A 21,143-nucleotide genomic window follows, 5' to 3' on the forward strand; every position below is an offset into this window, starting at 1 on the left:
AGACTCTTTTTTCAGTCCATGGAATCGACTAATTCATTCAATGCTTTTTCATCTAATGGCCCAATGACTTTTTGTGCAATGCGCCCTTGCGTATCAATCATATACGTTGTAGGCATCGACATCACACCATATGTATGTGTGACTTCCGCTTTTTTATCTAGCGGTATCGGGAAGCTTAATTCATAAGAATTCACAAACGTTTCCACTTCCCCTAAACCACGCCTCTCGGATTCCGTAACGTTGACAGCGATGAGTTCTACTTGGTCTTCATCCGTTAGTTTCGAATAAAAACTCTCCATATGCGGCATTTCTGCTTTACACGGAGGACACCACGTTGCCCAGAAGTTCAAAATAACTTTCTTGCCTTTCAACTCGGAAAGCGTCACCGTTTCGCCAGCAAGTGTTTCAAGTGTAAAGTCTGGTGCAGCTGAATATTGCTCCAATCCTTCCTCTTCCCCTTGCAATGCATCTTCAGGATGTACTTGTGTAATCGGTGCTTCCACCGGATCTTTCTGTCCAACTGTATTTTGTACCATGATGAAGATTAATGCACCGATAATTAATGCCGTGATGATATACCCAAGCGTTTTCTTACTCACTCTACCTCTTCCTTTCCGCTAATCGGTTGTGCTTCAACTCTCTCTATTCTCCACAGGAACAATCCGATGAAAATAGTCGTGATGAATGCTGTATTCAGTAGATTTCCTTGAATGGCGGATACGAGAAAATGAACCGCTATTAAAACACTAGCAAGTTCGCTCACTGTATTGACTTTCTTTCGTTCACTCCACCATGCCAACACAAAGATGGCGACAAACAATACAATCGTTGCGCTTTTCACTACCAGACTGCCTTCATTTAGAAAGGCCATAGCGATTTGATAGACAGCTTGCCAGCAAATCAATGCGAGCAATAGCGACCATTTATCGATACGCTTCCACTTCTCTTTATATACTTGCCTGAGCATCCATAAACCAGCTACGACGAGCCCGAGTATCCAGCCAAACGTTCCCCCGTGAAAATAAAGAATAGAGAGTGGATTTTTTATGACCATAGAGAAATCTGTTAAAATCACTGATAATTTCCAGATGATTACAACATTGAAAAATAGATCACCAATTCGTGCACCATGTACTTTCCCAAAGTATAAGCGAATGAGTAGATAGGTAACTATAAAACCCACAATGAACGCAATCCATGACGAAGGCATTGTAATGGAACCGATTGGATAATACTGCGTAACCGGCATCGTCAATCCTCCTATTCTTTCTATGAACGTATGAAAACCCACCTTTTCAGGCAGGTTTTCATTTCATGCTATATTAAAAAGAAACGTAATGCAAAGGGTTGACTGCACTCGGACCTGTCGCAGAGAAGTTTCCTACGTGCACTTCAAAGTGCAAATGTGGACCTGTAGAGTAACCTGTCGAACCAACTGCTCCAATTAACTGACCTTTATCGACAGATTGTCCTGAGCTTGTACCAATCGTTGAGAGGTGACCATAGACCGTCGTCAAAATTTGACCTTTCATGGAGTGCGTGATCATAACCACGTTACCGAATCCTTCCATAGTGCCCGCGTATGATACGACGCCATCTCCTGCTGCTACAACCGGAGTTCCTGTAGGGGCGCTAATATCCATTCCACGGTGTTGTTTTTTCACTTTCGATATCGGATGAGTCCGCCAGCCGAATCCTGAACTGAATCTACCCGTTGTCGGTTTTGTCCACGATCCGCTGGAGACGGGCGGAGCGGCACTTGAACTTGAAGAAGCACCTGAACGGCTATTTGCTGCAGCCGCTGCTTGTGCAGCCAATCTTTCTTGCTGCAACTTTTGCTTTCTCGCTTGCTCTTTACGAGCGATTTCCGCTAAACGATTTTGTTCTGCGATAATTTTCTTTTCGAGTTTTGAACTGAATGCTACCGTATCGCTATATTCTTCTTCCAATGCGCCTTTTTCACTTGATAGTTTTTCCTGACTCTTTTCAAGCTCATTGACAACATCTCTTTTTTCGAGCTTTTGTTTATCCAATTCGTCTTTCATTGCTTGAATTTTTTGCTTGCGTTCTTCTTGTTCAGCTAACTTCTGCTCTACAAGTTTCTTTTCTTCTTCAAGCAACGCCATATCTTCTTCTTGCTGTTGTATGATTTTTCGATCTGCATCCATCAATGTAGATACTGCCGAGAAACGATCAATGAAATCCGCGAAACTGTTAGCACCAAGAAGTACGTCCAAATAACTGACTTTATTCCCCTTGACTTGCATAACGCGAACACGCTCACGCAATACTTCGTCTCGTTGTTCGATCCGATTCTCTAATTCTTTAATAGACGCTTGAAGTTCATCAATTTCAATTTTGGTCTGATTCATTTCTGCAATGATTCGATCCAAGTTTTGATTGGTTTCTTCAATCTTGTCATTCAGTTTTTTGATTTGAGTGATCAGCACATCGACTTTTGACTGCTTCTCCTGTATTTGAATCTCTTTCTTTTGGATAGTCGAATCTAAGTTTTTCTTCTTCATTTCTGCTGCATTTTTTTCATTTTGCAAATCTTTCAGAGAGTCCGCGAATACGTCTGCACTTCCAACCGTTGTAGTAAGCAAACAAACCGCAAGGACACTTGAAATGATTCTATGTCTTTTTATCAAATCCGTGTTCTCCCCTTAGTAAAAATTACGATTTTAAGAATTTCCTAACTGACATGAAACTACCCCAGACGCCAATAAAGACGGCGACGAATAGTAGTAAAAAGTTTAATTGTAATAGGAACGGGTTAGGATCGAGCAAATGGAATAACTGATTTTGCAAACGACCCTCCCAGAAATCATACAATTTCGAATAAAATATTGTCATGAGAGTCATCGGAAGAACCGCACCAAAAATTCCAAGCCACACCCCTTCGAGCATGAAAGGAATCCGCACGAAACTATCTGTTGCACCGACCAGTTTCATAATATCGATTTCTGTCCGCCTCGCTACAATGGTGAGTCGAATCGTGTTCGATATGAGGAACATGGCAGTAAACAGCAAGGCCAATATTAAGCCTAGTCCGACGTTTCGTCCTATTTTTAAGACGTTGAAAAGTTTTTCTACTTTACCTTCACCGTACTCCACGTCAAAAGTATACGTGTACGTTGAGATTTCATTGGCGATGGATGCCGTGTTTTTCGGATCATCCGCTTTAACATATAATGCATCACCGAGGGGATTGTCTTGTTTGTAGAGCGCTAACTCATCACCGAATGATTGAATCATTCGCTCCAATTCCTGTTTGCGTGAGGAATACTTGACTTCGGCAACACCTGGGGTTTCTTTGACTTCCTTCAATAGTTCCTGGACTTCTACTTCACTCGCTCCTGGTTCCGCGACGACTTTGATCTCCACATCGTTTTCGATGTTATCGGCCAGTTGATTTAAGTTCATCATAATGACGATGAATACGCCAATCAATAATAAAGTCACGGTCACAGCGCTAACTGATGCAAAGGTCATCCAGCCGTTTCGACTAAGACTTTTGAAACTTTCCCGAATATGACGTCGTACTGTTCTAGATTTCATTGGAGTATTCTCCTTCGTGCTCATCTCGTGTGATGAGTCCGCCTTCAATCTGTATCACGCGATGTGGTTGATTATCCACAATATCTTTATTATGTGTAGCCATAATGATCGTTGTGCCTTGTGCATTTATCCGTTCAAAAATCTTCATGATTTCCCATGAAGTCTCTGGATCTAAATTCCCTGTCGGTTCGTCGGCAATGACAAGCTTCGGTTGATTGACGATCGATCGTGCAATCGACACGCGTTGCTGTTCTCCACCTGACAGTTCATTTGGAAACATTCTAGTTTTTCTGGTGAGCCCTACTAATTTCAGCACCTCTGTCACTTTTTGACGTATGACGCTCGGTGATTCTTCAATTACCTCTAGCGCATACGCAATATTTTCGTAGACAGTCAGCTTCGGCAGTAGTTTAAAATCTTGAAATACCACGCCAATTTGTCTTCTCAAATAAGGGACGTCTTTTCTATGCATTTTTGTCAGTTCCGTATTGTTGAAGTAAATCAGTCCACTAGACGGGACTTCTTCACGATACATCATTTTAATGAACGTGGATTTACCTGCCCCACTCGGCCCGACAACATATACAAATTCCCCTTTTTCGATTTCGACATGAATTCCGTTAGAGGCTACAACACCATTCGGGTACTTTTTGTATACATTTTTCATTACAATCATACATCATAACCACCTGAATTTTGTTTTTCTCTCATATTCGCCATTTTAATTATAGCATGGGCTTTCCTCTACCAAGTATTACAATTATGTATCAATTGATCAAGCAAGCATAATAGTAAAAAATAGTGTGTTTTACGGATTTATGTACAAAAAAAGATCGTCCCAAGAAAATCTTGGAGACGATCGGAATTCTCATTATTTCTTTTCAGCTAACCAAGCAGCAACTGCGTCTGCTTCTTCGCCTTGAATAATACCAGGAGGCATAGCGCCTTTACCGTTAATGATAATATCATGGATTTCTTCTTCAGAGTGTGTAGCTCCAGCTTTGTCTAGTGCTGGACCTGCTCCACCTTCTAAGTTTCCTCCGTGACATGACGCACAGCTTTGTTGTACAACTGCTTCTGCATCTACATCAGTAGTAGCTGCACCATTGTCGTTTGCAGCGTCATCTTTTGGGGCAGCGTTATCGTCGCCTCCACCACAAGCGCCGAGAACTAGTGCTGCTCCGAAGAGTGTAGCTAATAGTTTGTTCTTCATGTAATATCCTCCCTTTTACTTAAATTTTTCTAACACAACAAGTAGTATACCAAATAACAACCGAATTATGGTGAAAATAGATGACAAAGTTACAAACTATCCAGGACAATTGTGTTCCCCTTCTATTTCACGCCATAAAAAGCCCTTTTGGTAGTTAATACATATATAGTATTGACCAAACATCAGATTCTTAAACATAATATCTTGTTAAATGGTGAAAATAGAGAATACATTCAGCATCCACGAGGAGATTTCCACGGCAGCTGGAGTCTCTTTCCACAAAATTCTACAGAAAAATTAGTTCAATGTAGATCGTTCTTTGTCACAATCTGTAATATTGTAACCTCTTTGTAATATTTAAAACGCAAATGTGACAAAAACTCACATACCTATACAAAAACAAAACAAGTTTTCACTATTCATTTACACTTGAAACAAAAAAAACATTCCATGAACTCTTTTACAAGTATCAGCACAACGCTAAAGGTATACTATTCCCTAAATCCTTAACTCAATACGCATGTAACTTCTTTTAACTATGAACAGCCAAGCCAGATTATGATGGATTGTAGGGATTGGAGCGGCAGGCGGCGACTCCCGGAGGATCAGCGTGTGCCTTGAGACCCTGGACAGGTGCCTTAATTTCTTCAAAGTACGCAGAAATACGGCAAAGCGAACCCTTCGCTGTTCGCTTGGCTCAAGCCACGCCCTCGGGAAAGCGTCCGCCTAGAGCGCAAATCCCCCACCCCAACAGCCAAGCGAACGAATAATGAACCGCACGAATTGCTACCCACTTACATTGTAGGGATTTACGCGTAGGAGGGGCGACTCCCAGAGGATCAGCTCGACAGGTGAGACAACCAAGAGGGAGCTCGCGACCTGGTTGGCTCACCGCGAGCCCTCAGGAAAGCGTCCCCTCCGTAGCGTAAATCCTCACCCCAACAGCCATTCAGCCTCTCTACCTCCAAACCCACAATGAACCTACCCAAATTAATTAAAAAACAGCCGCAACAAGTCATTAAAAAATGACCTGCCCGGCTGCCTTAGTATACTTAAGAAATTCTCGAACGCAAATACGCATTGATAAACTGATCGATCTCGCCATCCATCACAGAACTAACGTTACCCGTCTCCTCATTCGTACGATGATCTTTGACCATCGAATACGGATGGAACACATATGAACGAATTTGACTGCCCCAACCGATTTCCTTCTGCTCGCCACGGATATCCGCCAAGCGCGCTTCCTCTTCCTCCACGCGAATCTGGTAAATCTTCGCCTTCAAAAGATTCATCGCACGCTCACGGTTCTTGATCTGGGAACGTTCCGTCTGACACGTAACAATTGCACCCGTTGGAATGTGAGTCATACGCACAGCAGAGTCCGTCGTGTTAACGTGCTGTCCGCCGGCACCGCTTGAACGATACGTATCAATTTTGATATCTTCCGTCTTCAGATCCAATTCGATGTCGCCATCAAATTCCGGCATGACTTCAATAGAAGAGAATGACGTATGGCGTCTGCCTGAAGAGTCAAATGGTGAAATCCGAACGAGTCGGTGCACACCTTTCTCTGCTTTCAAGTAGCCATATGCATTATGCCCTTTGATGCCAAGTGTGACAGACTTCACGCCGGCCTCGTCACCTGCTTGATAATCAAGAGTTTCGACTTTAAAGCCATGGTGTTCAGCCCATCGAGTGTACATGCGAAGCAACATCGACGCCCAGTCTTGGGACTCGGTGCCGCCTGCGCCTGAGTGTATTTCAACTACTGCACTATTTTTATCAAATTCATCGCTCAATAACATTTGAAGATCAAATTGCTCCATCTTCTTTTTGAACTCTTTTAATTCGGAAATAAGATCCTCTTGTAACTCTGCGTCTGCTTCTTCTCGCAGAAGTTCAAGCGTCATCTCTAAATTCTCTTGTATTTCGTTCAATTCGTTATATTCGCCTACAATATCTTTCAATGCATTCGATTGTGAAATAACTTTCTGCGCTGCGTCCTGGTCATCCCAGAACCCTGGCTCCATCATCATTTCTTCTAATTCCTGCATGCTAGCCTCTTTGTTTTCTAAGTCAAAGAGACCCCCTAAAGTCCGCTAATTTCTTAGCTGTTTTGTCGAGATCGTTACGAACATCGGATAATTCTATCATAATTGTTTCCTCCTGAGTGGTTGTTTCTCTTTATGCTTTACCGTGGCAGTTTTTGTACTTCTTGCCGCTACCACACGGACAAGGTTCGTTACGTCCGATATTGACCGTACGTCGGATCGGCTTTTTAGCAACCGGCGCGCCGTCTTCCTTCGGATTGTTTGCTTGACCTTTTGCTACTTCTTCGCGCTCCAAATTATTGCGAATTTCTGCCTTCATGACATACTTTGTCGCATCGTTTTCAATGGCCAGTAGCATATCTTCAAACATTGCAAATCCTTCTGCTTGGTATTCACGAAGTGGGTCACTCTGTCCATAGGCACGTAAATGAATTCCGTTACGAAGCTGATCCATCGCATCGATATGATCCATCCACTTGGTATCAATCGCACGCAACAAGACCACTTTCTCAAATTCACGCATACGCTCTTCGGACATTTCTTGCTCTTTCTCATTATAGCGCGCAATGACCAATTCGTGAATAAATGTTTGCAACTCTTCTGGTGTTTTACTTTCTAAGTCTTCGATCGTTACCGTATCTTCAGCTAGTAAGTTTGCTTCCAGATAGTCTTTCAAGCCTTTTGAATACACCGTATTGTCTGCAGTGTGGGTTGCCACTACGCGTTCAATCACGGAATGTAACATATTTTCAAGAACGGGGCGAATGTTTTCTGAACCAAGTACTTCATTACGCTCTTTGTAAATCACTTCACGTTGTTGACGAAGTACATCGTCATATTGCAACAAGCGTTTCCGTGAATCAAAGTTATTCCCCTCTACCCGTTTCTGAGCAGACTCAACTGAACGTGACACCATTTTTGATTGGATCGGCGTTTCATCGTCCATACCGAGTTTAGTCATCATCGACTTCATTTGCTCAGAACCGAAACGTCGCATTAATTCATCTTCTAATGAAAGATAAAACTGCGTAACACCTGGGTCACCTTGACGTCCTGAACGTCCACGGAGCTGATTATCAATTCGTCGTGACTCATGTCGCTCTGTACCGATGACCGCTAAACCGCCTACGTCTTGGACTTCTTCACCCAGTTTAATATCCGTACCACGACCGGCCATATTAGTTGCGATCGTTACAGCACCTTTTTTACCAGCTTCTTGAATGATTTCGGCTTCTCGCTCGTGATTCTTCGCGTTCAAGACATTATGCGGAATACCGTATTTTTTCAAGAATGCTGAAATAATTTCTGATGTCTCAATTGCAACCGTACCGACTAGCACCGGTTGGCCCTTTTTGTGTCGATCTCTAATATCTTCCGCTACTGCTTTATACTTTCCATCCATCGATGCAAAGATCAAGTCCGGACGGTCATCACGAGCAATCGGTCGATTGGTCGGAATCGCAATCACGTTCATATTATAGATGTTGCGGAACTCTTCTTCCTCAGTTTTCGCTGTACCCGTCATGCCGGACAGCTTTTCATACATACGGAAATAGTTCTGGAACGTAATCGTCGCAAGTGTCATCGACTCGTTCTGAACTTCAAGTCCTTCCTTGGCTTCAATCGCTTGGTGCAATCCGTCGCTGTAACGACGTCCTTTCATCAAACGACCCGTGAAGGAGTCAACGATGACCACTTCGCCTTCTTCCACCACATAGTCTACGTCATTATGCATACTTACATGCGCTTTCAATGACTGATTGATTGCGTGGTTGAGCGTTACGTGTTGTAGATCGAATAAGTTATCGATACTAAACGCTTTCTCAGCCGCTTCGATACCTTGTTCTGTCAACACTACACCTTTAGTCGATTCATCGAATGAATAATCTTCTTCCTTTTTCAACGTGATCACAAAGCGGTTAGCTAAGCGATATAATTCTTGCGCTTTCGCCGCCTGACCGGAAATAATTAATGGTGTCCGTGCTTCATCGACTAAGATCGAGTCGACTTCGTCAATTACGGCAAAATGAAGCGGGCGCTGTACTTTATGTTCATTATACAACACCATGTTGTCACGCAAATAGTCGAAACCGAGTTCGTTGTTCGTACTGTATGTGATGTCAGCTTCATACGCTTCACGTTTCTCTTCTTTACTGAGACTGTTCAAGTTCAAACCTACGTTCATGCCGAGGAATGAATACAACTGCCCCATCTCTTCCGCGTCACGGCTAGCCAAGTATTCGTTGACTGTTACTACGTGGACGCCTTTGGAAGTCAGTGCATTTAAATAAACGGCGAGTGTAGAAGTCAATGTCTTCCCCTCACCGGTCTTCATCTCTGCGATATTCCCTTCGTTAAGCGCAGCAGCACCCATAATTTGCACGCGGAATGGGTAGAGTCCGAGCACGCGTCGTGAGGCCTCACGCACGACAGCAAACGCTTCAGGTTGCAGGTCTTCGATTGTTTCGCCTTGTTGGTAGCGCTCTTTGAATTCATCTGTTTTGGCTGTCAGTTGTTCGTCAGACAGCTTTTCCATATCGTCAGCCAATAGTTCTACTTGATCGGCAACTTTCTCAAGTCGTTTTAGGTCACGTTTGTTTGGGTCGAACATTTTATTTAATACGCCAAGCATTTATTGTCACTTCCTCATAGCTTCTTTAATTAGCAGGACGCGCCTGCTAGTTGTAAGTTCGTTGTCTAAGTATTTTTGAGTCACAGTCCATTTTAGCATTGTAAAAAGCTAGGTGCAAATGGTGCGCTGTATCTTTTTTCCTAAATTTGATTTGGGTTCAGCTGGAGGTGCTGTTGGGGTTGGGGATTGGTGCTTCGGAGGGGACGCTTTCCTGAGGGCTCGCGGTGAGCCAACCAGTTCGCGTTGCTCTCTTTGGTTGTCTCACCTGTCGAGCTGATCCTCTGGGAGTCGCCCCTCCTACGCGCCAATCCCTTGCAATCTGAGTGGGTGACACTAATTGTTGTGCATTGAAGTTAGGATTGTAATCGTTTCTATATTGGCTCTTGACCCGCCTTTGAACTAAACCAGGTTCAAGTTGTTTTACCCATTCCCATGCTATTAACAGTGAATGATATACGTCTTTCCACTATATTGTTAGGATTGTAACGGAAGCTGGGGGCGACTCTGAGAGGATCAGTGCGAGTTCGAGACCCCGCAGGGAGCGCAGCGGACGAGGAGGCTCGGGCCGCACCCATAAGACAAGCGTCCCCCAGCTGGAGTGGAAATCCTTTCGTACTCACTGATTGTGTTCCATAGTTATTATTTTTGTTCAAGAACAAAAAACAAGCCCAGCCTAAGCTGGACTTGTTTGGGTGCTTATTAATTTGTTTCGATTAGGCCGTATTTGCCGTCTTTACGCTTGTAGACGATGTGCGTGCCGTCGGAATCTGCATCTGTGAAGATGAAGAAACTGTGGCCTAGCATGTTCATTTGAAGGATCGCTTCCTCTTGATCCATTGGCTTCAAATCGAACTGCTTTGTACGTACTACGTCGAACTCATTGTCGTCCTCAAGCTCTTCGGTATTATTGCTTTCAACTGACTGGAAGAAAGCTGCTACGCCTTCGCGCTCACGTGATTTACGATTTACACGTGTTTTATATTTACGAATTTGACGCTCGAGCTTGTCGACGATTAAATCAACCGCTGCATACATATCGTTGTGACGCTCCTCTGCGCGAAGTGTCAAATTCTTCATTGGAATCGTAATTTCCACTTTTGTTTGTTTATCACTATAAACTTTCAAGTTAACATTAGCTGTAGCGTTTACACCTTCAGTGAAATAACGCTCCAGTTTCTCAACTTTCTTTTCAACGTACTCTCTGATCGCCGGAGTAACCTCGACGTTTTCACCGCGAATATTGAAGTCTAACATATGAACTCCTCCTTTGTTTAAACCCTCACTACCTTACTTCTTCATAGTACCCTTAAATCCCTTTCTAAAACTTATGAAATATGCGGAATTGTAAAGAAACTTCTGGTATTTGTTGATTTCACTCTGCTTCTTTCTCTTTTCGGGCATGATGTTTTAATTCTTCCGTAATCAGCGCATCTACTTGTTGATCTTCACCAAACTCGAATCCATACTCAAAGCCAAATTCGGTCTCATTTTTCCAAGCCACATTCCCTAAGATTTCAAAGGGGTGGTTAACGATTGTAAATACTAATTGCAATGCAAGAATTTCTGAACGAACAGGCAGATCTAGATGCGTCACAAACTTTACTCCGCCTGTGCTAATATCTAAAATTTCACATTGGCCTTCATTAGATAGGCTTTTCTCTTCATTATTTAATTGAATTCGGAATGTGGCCGGTATGTATGAATTGAATGAATACCGAAAGTAATCATGGCGATTATAACGCATAGGTTAATTCCCCTCTTCTGAATACCTATATGTAAAAAAACCGAAAGAGATTCCTCTCTTCCGGTCATCAGTGCTTCGAATCAAAATAGGCACCGTCTTGAGACATCTTACCATATGGATTTACATAGCTATTCATGTTTTCTTTTTTGGCTTGGGATTGTGAAATATTTGTGCGTATCGTATTGGTGAAGTGTTCCAGACTAGTCTGTACATCTTTCTCCAAACGAATCAATTCCTTACCAAATTCATCTTCTTCCGCTGTGAATGGCTGGACTATTTGTGACTGCAACACGTCTCGTTCATTCAGTATCTTGTCGATTTGTTCGATGACGTCATCACGCTTTTCTTCCTCTACTACTTGTACAAGCCCAATCAATTGAAGTGAACGGTCTCGCCACATCGTCATTGCAGGTCGAATCATATCTCACTCACGTTGGAGTATTGCTTCGTACGATTAATCTGGATGACTTGTTTCCACGTATCGCGAAATTCTGTAATGATCCCTGCTGCTTCCTCGAACATTGCTGGATCATTTTGGATATTGCCATCGATCAAGCGACTATTTACGAATTCATACAGAACAAGCATGTTTTTGGACACGTCATAGGATGTATCCAATGTCAGCATCAATTCAGTCACGATTGCTTGTGCTTTTTGAATCGCAATATTCTTTTGCTCCAAATTACCTTTAGCCAGCTCCATCTTCGCTTGCTGAATAAATTTGAGGCATCCGTTATAAAGCATTAATGTTAACTCACCTGGAGTTGAAGTAATTACTGAATTATTTTGATATGTTGCATAAGGGTTATTAGTAGCCAATTTATGTTATTCTCCTTTTTTCAAAAAAGTCTCGTTACATACCACCAAGTGAATTCATTAACTGTGTAGATTGGTCGTTAGCTCGTTGGAACGCCTTCTCCATTGCAGTAAACTGCTTCCAGTAACGGTCTTCCATCATCTGCAATTTCCTTTCAAATCGTTCAATTTGTTGATCCATACTTTTCATAGAACGACCAAGTGCATAATTATCATTCACTGTTGTTGAACTACCTGCTTTTACGGTAATCTTTTTTTGAGCGTCTTGTAATTCTGTACGGTACTTCTGTGCAATTCCATTGTCTTTTCCACCAATTAAATCATAGACTGCGTTTGGATTTTCTGAAATCTTAGCACGTAACTTATCTTCATTTATCGTCAATTTACCGTTATCTAAATAATTACTCGTTGTTTCAATTCCTAAATCATGTAGACTGATTGTAATTTGTTTTCCTTCTTTGTCGAGACTCTTACCGTCTTTATCAGTAGTGTTTACAGATGCAGACATAATAGAACGTAAATTATTTAACATAGAAGAGAGTGCTGGGTCACCTTTTAACGTACCGCTCATAGCTTTTTCTTCCCACAGCTCAATTTCCTTTTCTTTCATATCGGCTTTTTGTTCAGCTGATAGTGGATGGAAAGACTTGAATTGTTTCTCTTTAATTTTACTGTTCAATTTTTCAATCATTTCATTATAGTCATTGACGAATTCTACAACTGAATCAAGAACCTGATCAGTATCTGTAGAGGAACTAAATGTTACTGGGGATGTTGTAGCTTGTTTAAGTGAAACTTCAAATCCATTTATAGTGAATGTGTTAGAAGGTCGTGTTGTTTCCAAACCATTAAAGGTGAATTTTGCATCTGCTCCATACGATGCTCTAGGTCCTTCGGGTTCAAAAAGAGGAACTAAAGCATCTGGATTATCAGGATCAGGTGGCTTCGGAGCATTTAATTTTAGGTTCTCTACTAGGTTTGTTTTACTTGAAATCTTGATTATACCTTTCCCGCTATCTTTAGCACTCATGGCAATTTTTCCAGTTCCAGAGTCAAAAAATGCGCTAACTCCTGATTTCTCATTAATCTTAGCTAAGAGAGAATCAATAGTATCTGTTTCAAGTACTTCAATATCTACTGCATCTTTTCCAGGTGCTGTAATCGTTAATGTGTCTTTGCCTGAAATCATGAATTGGTCTTTTTTAATTTCCATATCTTTAAATTGTAATGTTTTTGCCTGTGCATCTGTAATTTTTTCATCGCCATGCTTCAGTACACCACTCTGTAAAGTAGCCTGCGTAGCTAACCGCTTCACTTCAATCGTCCCCGAAAAGTCAGAAGTAGAACCTTTCGCTGTAATACTAACCGCCTTCTCATCAGATACGCTGACGTTTTTCTTCATATACGTACTCTGCTTCATGACGGTATCAAATAGCTTGTCGCTTGATTTTCTTAAGTCACGGTTCGTGGAACGGTAGTCGTCCAGTTGCCATTGTGTGTATTGTTTCTTTTGTGTAATTTTATCAAGAGGGATTCGATGCGCTTTCATCATGTCTCTGATAATTGATTCTGTATCGATTCCCGATGCTAATCCACCGATTCTCATCGTACCTCACACCTTTTTCGTTAAATTTTATGATCAATTAGTAATCCAATGAAGTCTTTCATGGCTGCGTGTATGTCGAGCAATTTTTTTGGCGGTATTTCACGAACTACCTCTTCTGTATCTGGGTCCACAATCGTTACGTAATATTCATTCAGCTGTTCATGAAATTTAAATCGTAACTGGACATTCGCACTTTCAAGGAATTTGTTCATGCCATCCGTTAATTCTTTCGTTTCACTCTTTGACAACTCCGCTTTTCGTTCTGGTGTCGTCTGTTGAGTTGGCTGACCAATGGGTTGAGTGTTTGAAACTTCTCGTTTGTTTTCAACGGACCCACTCTCGTAAGATGTTTGCACTGGTTGCGTTGCGGGACCATCGCCTATTCGGCTGATCATACTGGTTCCCCCCGTCCTCAATGAACAATCGTTACGTATAGTATCGGATTAATTAATCGGATGTTGAGCATTGCACTAGTTTTTCTTCTATAGACTCATAGCTGATGTGTATTTTAGCTGATCACGATGAATGGAAAACCCCTACCATTTCCTTCTCGTGCGTATAAATATTTTCAACGTTATGAAAATCAGACTATTAGAATAGTCGAAAGTAATGTATGATAAGAACAATCTATAAGAGTAAAGGAGCACACACCCATGTTTCATTCCATTAAAACGAAAATGATTTTTCTTGTCGTCGTGCTAGTTGCATGCGGAGTTTTGACCATGACGGGTATTAGTAGCTGGCTAGTCAAGGAACGGACAGAGGAAAACCTCACAGAATCGAGCAGTACGCTGCTAGCTGAAATGAGTGCTTCCATTGAAGCGGATTTGCAGCAATACAGTAAAGGGTTAGAGTTGCTGACCGATTCGTCGGACTATACGAATGCGACCGCCACAAAAGGCGAAGCAGAAGTCGCGAAAGCACTCAATAATACGTTAGAAACGTACCCTGACGTATCTAGTACATATCTTAGCTTTGCGACTAAAGAAACGATGATTCGCCCTTACGTAGATTTGACAGAATTTGATCCAACGGGACGTGAATGGTATCAAAATGCCGTGACAGAAACGGAACAAGTGCATTGGACCAAACCGTATATTGACGAAGCGACAGGTAATTTCGTCATTAGTGCTTCAAAAGCCGTGATGAACGGCAACGAACTAGTGGGTGTAGCTGGAATTGATATTCAGTTATCGACCATGTCTGAAGATATCTCAGCGACTGCTATCCCCCACGGCGGTTATGCATTCATTCTCGATTCTGAAGGAACAGCTATCGCCCACCCTTCTCTTGTTGGAGAGAATATCATGGATCGTGACTATGTAGCTGAAATGTACAAAGAGTCAGCTGGTCATCATACGTTCGAGCAAGATGGTGTCAAAAAGGTCGATATGTTCACGACGATTCCGAATTTTGACTGGAAACTTGGTGTTATCTATGATCAGAAAAATATGCAATCCCTCGCAACAGGTTTACGAAACGTCATGATGATAGCGGCTGTTGTGACATTGGCAATACTAGCAATCATTTTATTCATTTTCATCAGTCGAGTACTGAAGCCAATTTTCCGTTTACAAGAGACCGTGCAGCAAGTTGCAGACGGCGACTTGACGGTTAGAGCTAATATCCATTCTTCTGATGAAATTGGAGATCTCGGTACAGGTTTTGATCAAATGCTCAACCAAATGAACGGTTTGATTACGACCGTCACGCATTCCGCTTCCAATGTACTTGCTAGCTCACAAAACTTGAGTGCAGTATCCGAAGAAACGAATGCGACCAGCGAAGAAATTGCAAGTGCTTTAGCGGAAATCACTAGAGGGGCTGTACAGTCTGCGGAAAATGCGGAAACGGTGACTACTCGTGCGGAGTTATTAAATCAGCAAATTCAAATAGCCAATGATACCGCGAGCGAAATGGCAAGCTTGGCAACAGAAGCTGTAACCTATAACGCAGAGGGCCGCGCACAGATGAGTATATTAAGCTCTTCGTTCAATAACTGGAATCAAGATTTGCAACAAATGGGCGGTATAATCGGATCATTGGAAGATAAAGTAAAAGCGATCAGTTCCGTTATTGACGCCATCACAACGATTTCTTCCCAGACCAATCTACTCGCGTTAAACGCTAGTATTGAAGCAGCGAGAGCCGGTGAACACGGGAAAGGCTTCGCTGTAGTAGCAAATGAAGTCCGTCAATTAGCGGAACAGTCTGCGAGATCAGCGGAACAAGTACGTTCGACAATCCAGGAATTGCAAAACGGTACGCAGCATGTCATCGAGCAGATGGACAATACGCGGAATACATTTGAACGCCAAAGCACCGTCGTACAAGACACAGAAGGCATTTTCGAAAGTATTTCTAGTTTCATTGGCGATATGCAATCCCGGATCAATCAAGTCACTACCGCTCTGCAAGAAATGGACGTTCATAAAAATGATGTGTCCGAGCAAATTCAAATTTTATTGTCGACGACAGAAGCATCAGCAGCTGCTTGCGAAGAAGTGAATGCTTCTTCTGATGAACAGCTCCACGCAATCGGCTCGGTTGCCGAAGCGGCTGAAGCCTTGACGCAGTTGAGTGAAGACTTGAGTTATGCTGTAGAACGATTCAAAATCTAACAAGATCCGCCTCTCCTTTTCGAAGGATTGGCGGATTTTTTTATAAAAGCCAAGGCACTCTGAGAATCTTTGCATAGAATAAGGGTAGTTCCACATTTGGAGGTGAAATCAATATGGGAGAATCAGTTAAAGGATATGGACACGGTGGCGGTTATGATGGTGGCTTCGGCTTTTCAATGATCGTTGTTCTGTTTATCTTATTGATCATTGTCGGTGCAGGATTTATGGGTCACGGTTGCTAATTACTTAAAAAATGGAGGTGGAGACATGTTTGGATTCGGTGGATATGGACACGGTGGCGGCGGCCACGGAGGACATGGAGGACACGGCTGTGAGTCTGGTGGATCGTACGGCTCAGGCGGTTCTTATGGTAACGGATTTGCATTAATTGTCGTACTATTTATCTTACTCATCATTGTAGGCGCAGCTTGTCTATAAAATGAGTAAAAGAAACCTGTCGATTTTCGACAGGTTTCTTTATTTTTCTTTATAAAACAATGAACATATAGGAATTTTAGCCGATATCAAGTTAGGCACAATATATCATCACACATCTATGAAGGAGCTGAACACCACGTGTTACGGTCAATCAAAACAAAGATTATCCTAACCGCTATCACTGTATTCATTCTAGGTATTGCATTAATGACTTGGATGACCAATGATCAAGCGAACAAACACTCCATGGCCAATGCCATTGATTCAAGTAATGCGATCATCAATGAAATGAGTTTCGGAGTTTATCAATTTATGGACAAGTATGAAAAAGGATTGGCATTGTTGGCGACAACCGATGCAATCACTGAATTTACCGGAGAAAACGGGAAAGAAGTATCTGTTACAGAAATAGAGGAACGTTTACAAGCTTTCTTGTCTATGTATCCCAGTGCAGATGCGGTCTATTATTCATTGACATCCAAATATACTGTCATCAAACCGGATGATGATTTAACGGATTACGATCCAACGACGAGAAACTGGTATAAACTAGCACAAGAAAACCCAGACGATGTGCAATGGACGGAGCCGTATTTGGATGATACAACCAATCAGTTTGTCATCACGGCTTCCAAAGCGATTACGAAGGACGGTATGTTTATCGGTGCTCTTGGACTTGATATTGAATTGAGTGCTTTGACAGACGAAATCGCGAGCCGTGATATCGGGTATAACGGCTATCCTGTGCTACTCGATGACCAAGGACTGGCTATCGTTCATCCTTCTAAAACAGGAGAAGATGTAACTAACGAAGTACTCTTTAAAAAAATGTACGATGCGGATAGTGGCGTCATCCAATATACCGACGATCAAGGTAACGACAAGCGCAATATCTATACGACAATTCCCAACTATAACTGGAAAGTTGGCGCAATCTATGAAGAACGCGATTTAAGTGCGATGGCGCGTGTATTACGTAACTCCATGTTACTCATTGCAGTCCTTACGTTGATTCTCACATTCGTCGGTCTATCTATTACGATCAGTCGGATGTTGAAGCCACTCGATACACTCAAAGATTTGATGGCCAAAGTGTCTAGCGGAGATTTGACAGTACGTTCAGATAACCAAAGTACAGATGAAATCGGTGAACTGAGTCGTGACTTCAATCATATGGTGCAAAATATGAACGACATCATCACAGTCGTCCACACATCAGCAGATCATGTCCGATCGAATTCCGAGAGCTTAAGTGCCGTATCAGAAGAAACGAGTGCTTCGAGCAATGAAGTCGCAATGGCTGTCGGAGAAATTGCACAAGGTGCCGCAAAATCTGCCGAAGACGCAGAAACCGTTACAGAACGTACTGACCTTCTCGGACAGGAAATCAATGAAATTCGAGAAAAAGCAGAAATTATGCTGGATATTGCGAGACAAACCGGCATTCAAAACACCAATGGCCAGCAACAAATGCATGCACTGAAGACTTCGTTTGCGACTACCGGTAAAACGCTAGAAGAGATGTCCAACGACATTGATTCACTCGGTGGAAGAGTACAAGCAATCGGTAGTGTCATGGAAACGATCATGAATATTTCCAAACAAACCAATCTCTTGGCACTAAACGCAAGCATTGAAGCGGCTAGAGCAGGCGAACACGGCAAAGGCTTTGCAGTCGTAGCAGAAGAAGTCCGCACTCTTGCCGAGCAATCCGCCCGTGCAACAGACGATGTCAAAGTAACTATAGAAGAATTACAAAAAGAATCATCCATCGTCTCTGAACAAATGCAACAAACGATCAACACATTCCGCGACCAAGGCGTAGTCGTCGGAGATACGGAAAATACGTTTGAAGAACTCTCTTCACTGATGGACACGATGCAAGAATCGATCCATACCGTATCACATGAAATCCAGTTAATCGTCACACATAAAGACGACGTGTCCTTAACCGTTCAAACCATGTCCGCCACTTCTCAAGAAACCGCAGCGGCATGCGAAGAAGTGAGTGCATCGTCAGATGAACAACTCCGCGCAATCCAATCGGTTACAGAAGCAGCCGAAACATTGACTGAACTGAGCGAGAAGCTATCCGAAGTGATTGCACAATTTAAAATGTAATTTTTTAGAGATGATCCCCGTCATGTTTGTGGCGGGGGTCTTCTTTTTTGTTTGTGCGCTCATAGTTTGGGTGCGAGCGCTCTATTGGGCATGAGATTCGCTCATAGTTGTTGGGTGGCCGCTTTATTGGGTGTGGTATCCGCTCATAGCTGTCGCGTGACCGCTCTATTGGACTTGGTACCCGCTCATAGCTGTCGCGTAACCGCTCAATCAAACGCGGCATCCGCTCTTACTTAACGCGCGAGCGCTCTATCCAACACGATATCCGCTCATACTCAACACGCAACCGCTCTATCCAACACGATATCCGCTCATACACTCCCCACAACCGCTCAATCTAACACGACATCACACCCGCTCATAGTCATCGCGTAACCGCTCAATCAAACGCGTCATCCGCTCATACACAACACGCAACCGCTCTATCCAACACGATATCCGCTCATACACACCCCACAACCGCTCTATCTAACACAACATCCGCTCATTCCCACCCCGAAAACGCTCTATCCAACATAATATCCGCCCAATCCCACCCATTAAAAACAACCAAATCCCAAAACTTCCACCAATCAAACCACATCCTTTCCCCTATCAAAAGCACCCGCTTTTCCCATATAAAGCAACAACAGAACGATTCGATATCTCCTTCAAAACTTTCTATTATAGACATACCCAGGGAATACAAAGTGTCGTGCACGACCTGAAGAGGTCGCTTTTATGGAAATCAGGAAGAATGAAAACTTTGAAAAGGTAATGGAACAATACGAACCGATGATCTCAGCCATCATTAGAAAATTACACATCTACCGTGACTTCGACAACTTCCGCCAAACAGGACGCTTCGCACTTTACCAAGCATGGACGCGATTTGACGAAACAAAAGGACACTTCACTCCCTTTGCCTACCGCTCCATCTACGGTGCCATGCTTGATGACCTAAAAAAAGAAAGCCGCTTCAGCGAAGTCAATACATCAGTCGAAACCGAAACCTTGGAAAACCTAACACAGAACGACTTCGCCGAAGACCCAAACAGCGAACTACACGAAATCCTTACCGCTCTCCCAACAAATGAACGCGAACTACTAATCAAACTATACGTAGAAAACAAAACCCAAGCTGAATGCGCCACCCACTTCGGCATATCCATTTCAGGAGTCAAAAAACGTCGAGAAAAGCTACTGAAGAAACTAAAAGATCAACTGACAGCAAAACGAAACGTAGTGATCTAAAAAAGCAAGAGCCGCCCTAATGGGTAGCTCTTGCTTTCGTTTGCTCTATTGAACTTGTCTTTGTCTCTACTCTTTAAAAATAATTTTATGTTCGAAAACGATTCCAGTTGAACGTAAGTAGTAGGCGAGGCCTCACTACTCACCCCTTCCACTTCCGAAACCCACGACGCTGTGCAAAACGCGCGCAAGACGAACACACCTTAATCTTCTTATCATTCGGCAAATAATATCCCTGATAAACAGACGTCCGCTTCTTACAATATTCACACTTCGGCTTAAAGAAATCAAACAACATACTCTTCCCTCCTGACCGCTGACGAACACAATTCCCAACCAAACGATTCATAATTACACTGATTATACCACCCCGCCAACCAAAACAGTGAATATTTCACAAAACCATTCGACAGAAAAAGCGCTCCTCCAAAGAGGAACGCTATGTATAATTCTATTTACTCATCCGATATTTCATAATTCCCACGCTTATGATTCTTTCGGATCAAATACGTCTTATATCCTTTCCTTACACCGAGCGCCATCTGCGTGAACCTGGCCGACAATCCATTCTTCAACATGCATGCCCGCTGGTATCTTGTCTGAAATACTGAATAACTACAATTCACAGTGAAGACATTCCCATCACGGAATATCACTTTTGTATGTTTTTTATCGAATGGCAAGAACGTTAGGATGTGTGACAATGAAAACCACACGCATTCATTACTAGAAGGCGAATTACTTGGGAAAAAGTACATATCCAATCGCTCATTGACCATCACGGGCGTCATATGGATTTTGCCCATCAACGCCTTACCACCGTCGATCCCACCACGCAAACTTGTCCCATAAAACTGCATACTCAAATCCACTATCTCAGTCGGACTTTTATCCACCCGTATAAAATCACCGTCTTTTAATAACACCGCACACAACTTTCCCTCATCATCATAATACGGATATACCAGACTCGTCCCCGGTGAAATCACTGACTTTGTTTCTTCATCCATGCCCCATTAACCCCCTCTTTTATAGAAACTTCTTTCGATTAGTAGAATAAAGGGGTATACTTACGATATGTTGGTATACACCAGCTATTAAATCCTC

Annotated in this window: 19 protein-coding genes and 1 pseudogene; 5 read left to right on the forward strand and 15 right to left on the reverse strand. The window is 42.7% G+C overall.

The genetic code is table 11. The annotated features are described in order from the left end of the window. Positions 1-11: 11 nt before the first annotated feature. The 14 genes from H605_RS0101110 to flaG all read right to left on the reverse strand — a co-directional run bounded on the left by H605_RS0101110 (position 12) and on the right by flaG (position 14,021). On the reverse strand, positions 12-599 hold the full coding sequence (locus H605_RS0101110; protein WP_029052500.1) for a redoxin domain-containing protein: 588 nt from the start codon (positions 597-599) through the stop codon (positions 12-14). Continuing rightward, positions 596-1,249, reverse strand: a complete 654-nt coding sequence (locus tag H605_RS17155) for a hypothetical protein (RefSeq protein WP_051210419.1) — start codon at positions 1,247-1,249, stop codon at positions 596-598. The genes H605_RS0101110 and H605_RS17155 overlap by 4 nt, the downstream gene beginning before the upstream one ends. 73 nt (positions 1,250-1,322) lie before the next feature. Then, positions 1,323-2,651: a murein hydrolase activator EnvC family protein gene (locus tag H605_RS0101120; RefSeq protein WP_232321210.1), complete on the reverse strand. Its 1,329-nt coding sequence runs from the start codon at positions 2,649-2,651 to the stop codon at positions 1,323-1,325. A gap of 25 nt (positions 2,652-2,676) precedes the next feature. Next, positions 2,677-3,561, reverse strand: coding sequence for a permease-like cell division protein FtsX (gene ftsX / locus H605_RS0101125; protein ID WP_029052502.1), 885 nt, complete (start codon positions 3,559-3,561; stop codon positions 2,677-2,679). After that, a complete protein-coding gene (gene ftsE, locus H605_RS0101130) occupies positions 3,551-4,237 on the reverse strand; it encodes a cell division ATP-binding protein FtsE (protein WP_029052503.1) in 687 nt (228 codons plus the stop codon). Before ftsE ends, ftsX begins: the two co-directional genes overlap by 11 nt. A 195-nt stretch (positions 4,238-4,432) precedes the next feature. Further along, positions 4,433-4,774, reverse strand: a complete 342-nt coding sequence (cccB, locus tag H605_RS0101135) for a cytochrome c551 (protein ID WP_029052504.1) — start codon at positions 4,772-4,774, stop codon at positions 4,433-4,435. Positions 4,775-5,826: 1,052 nt separating this feature from the next. After that, positions 5,827-6,928 (reverse strand): peptide chain release factor 2 gene (gene prfB / locus H605_RS0101140; protein WP_099671640.1). Its coding sequence is split into 2 segments (ribosomal slippage): positions 5,827-6,855 and positions 6,857-6,928, totalling 1,101 coding nucleotides; the frame shifts between segments, so codons are not numbered across the junction. Positions 6,929-6,961: 33 nt separating this feature from the next. Next, on the reverse strand, positions 6,962-9,460 hold the full coding sequence (secA, locus tag H605_RS0101145) for a preprotein translocase subunit SecA (RefSeq protein ID WP_029052506.1): 2,499 nt from the start codon (positions 9,458-9,460) through the stop codon (positions 6,962-6,964). A gap of 699 nt (positions 9,461-10,159) precedes the next feature. Then, complete coding sequence (gene hpf, locus H605_RS0101150) at positions 10,160-10,714, reverse strand: ribosome hibernation-promoting factor, HPF/YfiA family (RefSeq protein ID WP_029052507.1); 555 nt, start codon at positions 10,712-10,714, stop codon at positions 10,160-10,162. A gap of 118 nt (positions 10,715-10,832) precedes the next feature. Further along, a complete protein-coding gene (locus H605_RS0101155; protein ID WP_029052508.1) occupies positions 10,833-11,204 on the reverse strand; it encodes a PilZ domain-containing protein in 372 nt (123 codons plus the stop codon). A gap of 67 nt (positions 11,205-11,271) precedes the next feature. Further along, positions 11,272-11,625 (reverse strand): flagellar protein FliT, encoded by a 354-nt coding sequence (gene fliT, locus H605_RS0101160; RefSeq protein WP_029052509.1) that lies wholly within the window; start codon positions 11,623-11,625, stop codon positions 11,272-11,274. Beyond that, positions 11,622-12,023, reverse strand: coding sequence for a flagellar export chaperone FliS (gene fliS, locus H605_RS0101165; protein WP_029052510.1), 402 nt, complete (start codon positions 12,021-12,023; stop codon positions 11,622-11,624). The genes fliT and fliS overlap by 4 nt, the downstream gene beginning before the upstream one ends. A 34-nt stretch (positions 12,024-12,057) precedes the next feature. Further along, on the reverse strand, positions 12,058-13,626 hold the full coding sequence (gene fliD, locus H605_RS0101170; protein ID WP_029052511.1) for a flagellar filament capping protein FliD: 1,569 nt from the start codon (positions 13,624-13,626) through the stop codon (positions 12,058-12,060). Between the two features lie 20 nt (positions 13,627-13,646). Further along, on the reverse strand, positions 13,647-14,021 hold the full coding sequence (flaG, locus tag H605_RS0101175; RefSeq protein WP_029052512.1) for a flagellar protein FlaG: 375 nt from the start codon (positions 14,019-14,021) through the stop codon (positions 13,647-13,649). Between the two features lie 258 nt (positions 14,022-14,279). On the opposite strand from flaG, the gene H605_RS0101180 reads away from it, so the two are divergent. The 5 genes and pseudogenes from H605_RS0101180 (at position 14,280) to H605_RS0101205 (ending at position 20,039) form a co-directional block, all read left to right on the forward strand. Continuing rightward, on the forward strand, positions 14,280-16,247 hold the full coding sequence (locus H605_RS0101180; protein ID WP_029052513.1) for a methyl-accepting chemotaxis protein: 1,968 nt from the start codon (positions 14,280-14,282) through the stop codon (positions 16,245-16,247). A 113-nt stretch (positions 16,248-16,360) separates the two neighbouring features. Further along, a complete protein-coding gene (locus tag H605_RS18535; RefSeq protein WP_081657803.1) occupies positions 16,361-16,489 on the forward strand; it encodes a YjcZ family sporulation protein in 129 nt (42 codons plus the stop codon). A 118-nt stretch (positions 16,490-16,607) separates the two neighbouring features. Further along, a pseudogene (locus tag H605_RS19330) lies at positions 16,608-16,685 on the forward strand (YjcZ family sporulation protein); the annotation flags it as partial. A 138-nt stretch (positions 16,686-16,823) separates the two neighbouring features. Then, entirely contained in the window at positions 16,824-18,806 is a 1,983-nt protein-coding gene (locus H605_RS0101195) for a methyl-accepting chemotaxis protein (protein ID WP_037561344.1), read from the forward strand. 720 nt (positions 18,807-19,526) lie between these two features. Then, positions 19,527-20,039, forward strand: coding sequence for a sigma-70 family RNA polymerase sigma factor (locus tag H605_RS0101205; protein ID WP_029052515.1), 513 nt, complete (start codon positions 19,527-19,529; stop codon positions 20,037-20,039). A gap of 452 nt (positions 20,040-20,491) precedes the next feature. Here H605_RS0101205 and H605_RS17160 read toward each other — a convergent pair whose 3' ends face one another. After that, the gene (locus H605_RS17160; protein WP_051210420.1) at positions 20,492-21,046 is read right to left on the reverse strand and encodes a competence protein ComK; all 555 of its coding nucleotides are present in this window, start codon (positions 21,044-21,046) and stop codon (positions 20,492-20,494) included. Positions 21,047-21,143: the final 97 nt, after the last annotated feature.

Origin of the sequence: Sporosarcina ureae DSM 2281 (assembly GCF_000425545.1) — a bacterium.
Taxonomy (GTDB): Bacteria; Bacillota; Bacilli; order Bacillales_A; family Planococcaceae; genus Sporosarcina; species Sporosarcina ureae.

Excerpts from the sequence above, each read along its gene's own strand:
- ftsX (WP_029052502.1), bottom strand. The coding sequence starts at position 3,561 with ATGAAATCTAGAACAGTACGACGTCATATTCGGGAAAGTTTCAAAAGT.
- hpf (WP_029052507.1), bottom strand. The coding sequence starts at position 10,714 with ATGTTAGACTTCAATATTCGCGGTGAAAACGTCGAGGTTACTCCGGCG.
- H605_RS0101205 (WP_029052515.1), top strand. The coding sequence starts at position 19,527 with ATGGAAATCAGGAAGAATGAAAACTTTGAAAAGGTAATGGAACAATAC.
- H605_RS17155 (WP_051210419.1), bottom strand. The coding sequence starts at position 1,249 with ATGCCGGTTACGCAGTATTATCCAATCGGTTCCATTACAATGCCTTCG.
- flaG (WP_029052512.1), bottom strand. The coding sequence starts at position 14,021 with ATGATCAGCCGAATAGGCGATGGTCCCGCAACGCAACCAGTGCAAACA.
- secA (WP_029052506.1), bottom strand. The coding sequence starts at position 9,460 with ATGCTTGGCGTATTAAATAAAATGTTCGACCCAAACAAACGTGACCTA.
- H605_RS0101180 (WP_029052513.1), top strand. The coding sequence starts at position 14,280 with ATGTTTCATTCCATTAAAACGAAAATGATTTTTCTTGTCGTCGTGCTA.
- fliD (WP_029052511.1), bottom strand. The coding sequence starts at position 13,626 with ATGAGAATCGGTGGATTAGCATCGGGAATCGATACAGAATCAATTATC.
- ftsE (WP_029052503.1), bottom strand. The coding sequence starts at position 4,237 with ATGATTGTAATGAAAAATGTATACAAAAAGTACCCGAATGGTGTTGTA.
- fliT (WP_029052509.1), bottom strand. The coding sequence starts at position 11,625 with ATGATTCGACCTGCAATGACGATGTGGCGAGACCGTTCACTTCAATTG.
- H605_RS18535 (WP_081657803.1), top strand. The coding sequence starts at position 16,361 with ATGGGAGAATCAGTTAAAGGATATGGACACGGTGGCGGTTATGATGGT.
- cccB (WP_029052504.1), bottom strand. The coding sequence starts at position 4,774 with ATGAAGAACAAACTATTAGCTACACTCTTCGGAGCAGCACTAGTTCTC.
- H605_RS17160 (WP_051210420.1), bottom strand. The coding sequence starts at position 21,046 with ATGGATGAAGAAACAAAGTCAGTGATTTCACCGGGGACGAGTCTGGTA.
- H605_RS0101155 (WP_029052508.1), bottom strand. The coding sequence starts at position 11,204 with ATGCGTTATAATCGCCATGATTACTTTCGGTATTCATTCAATTCATAC.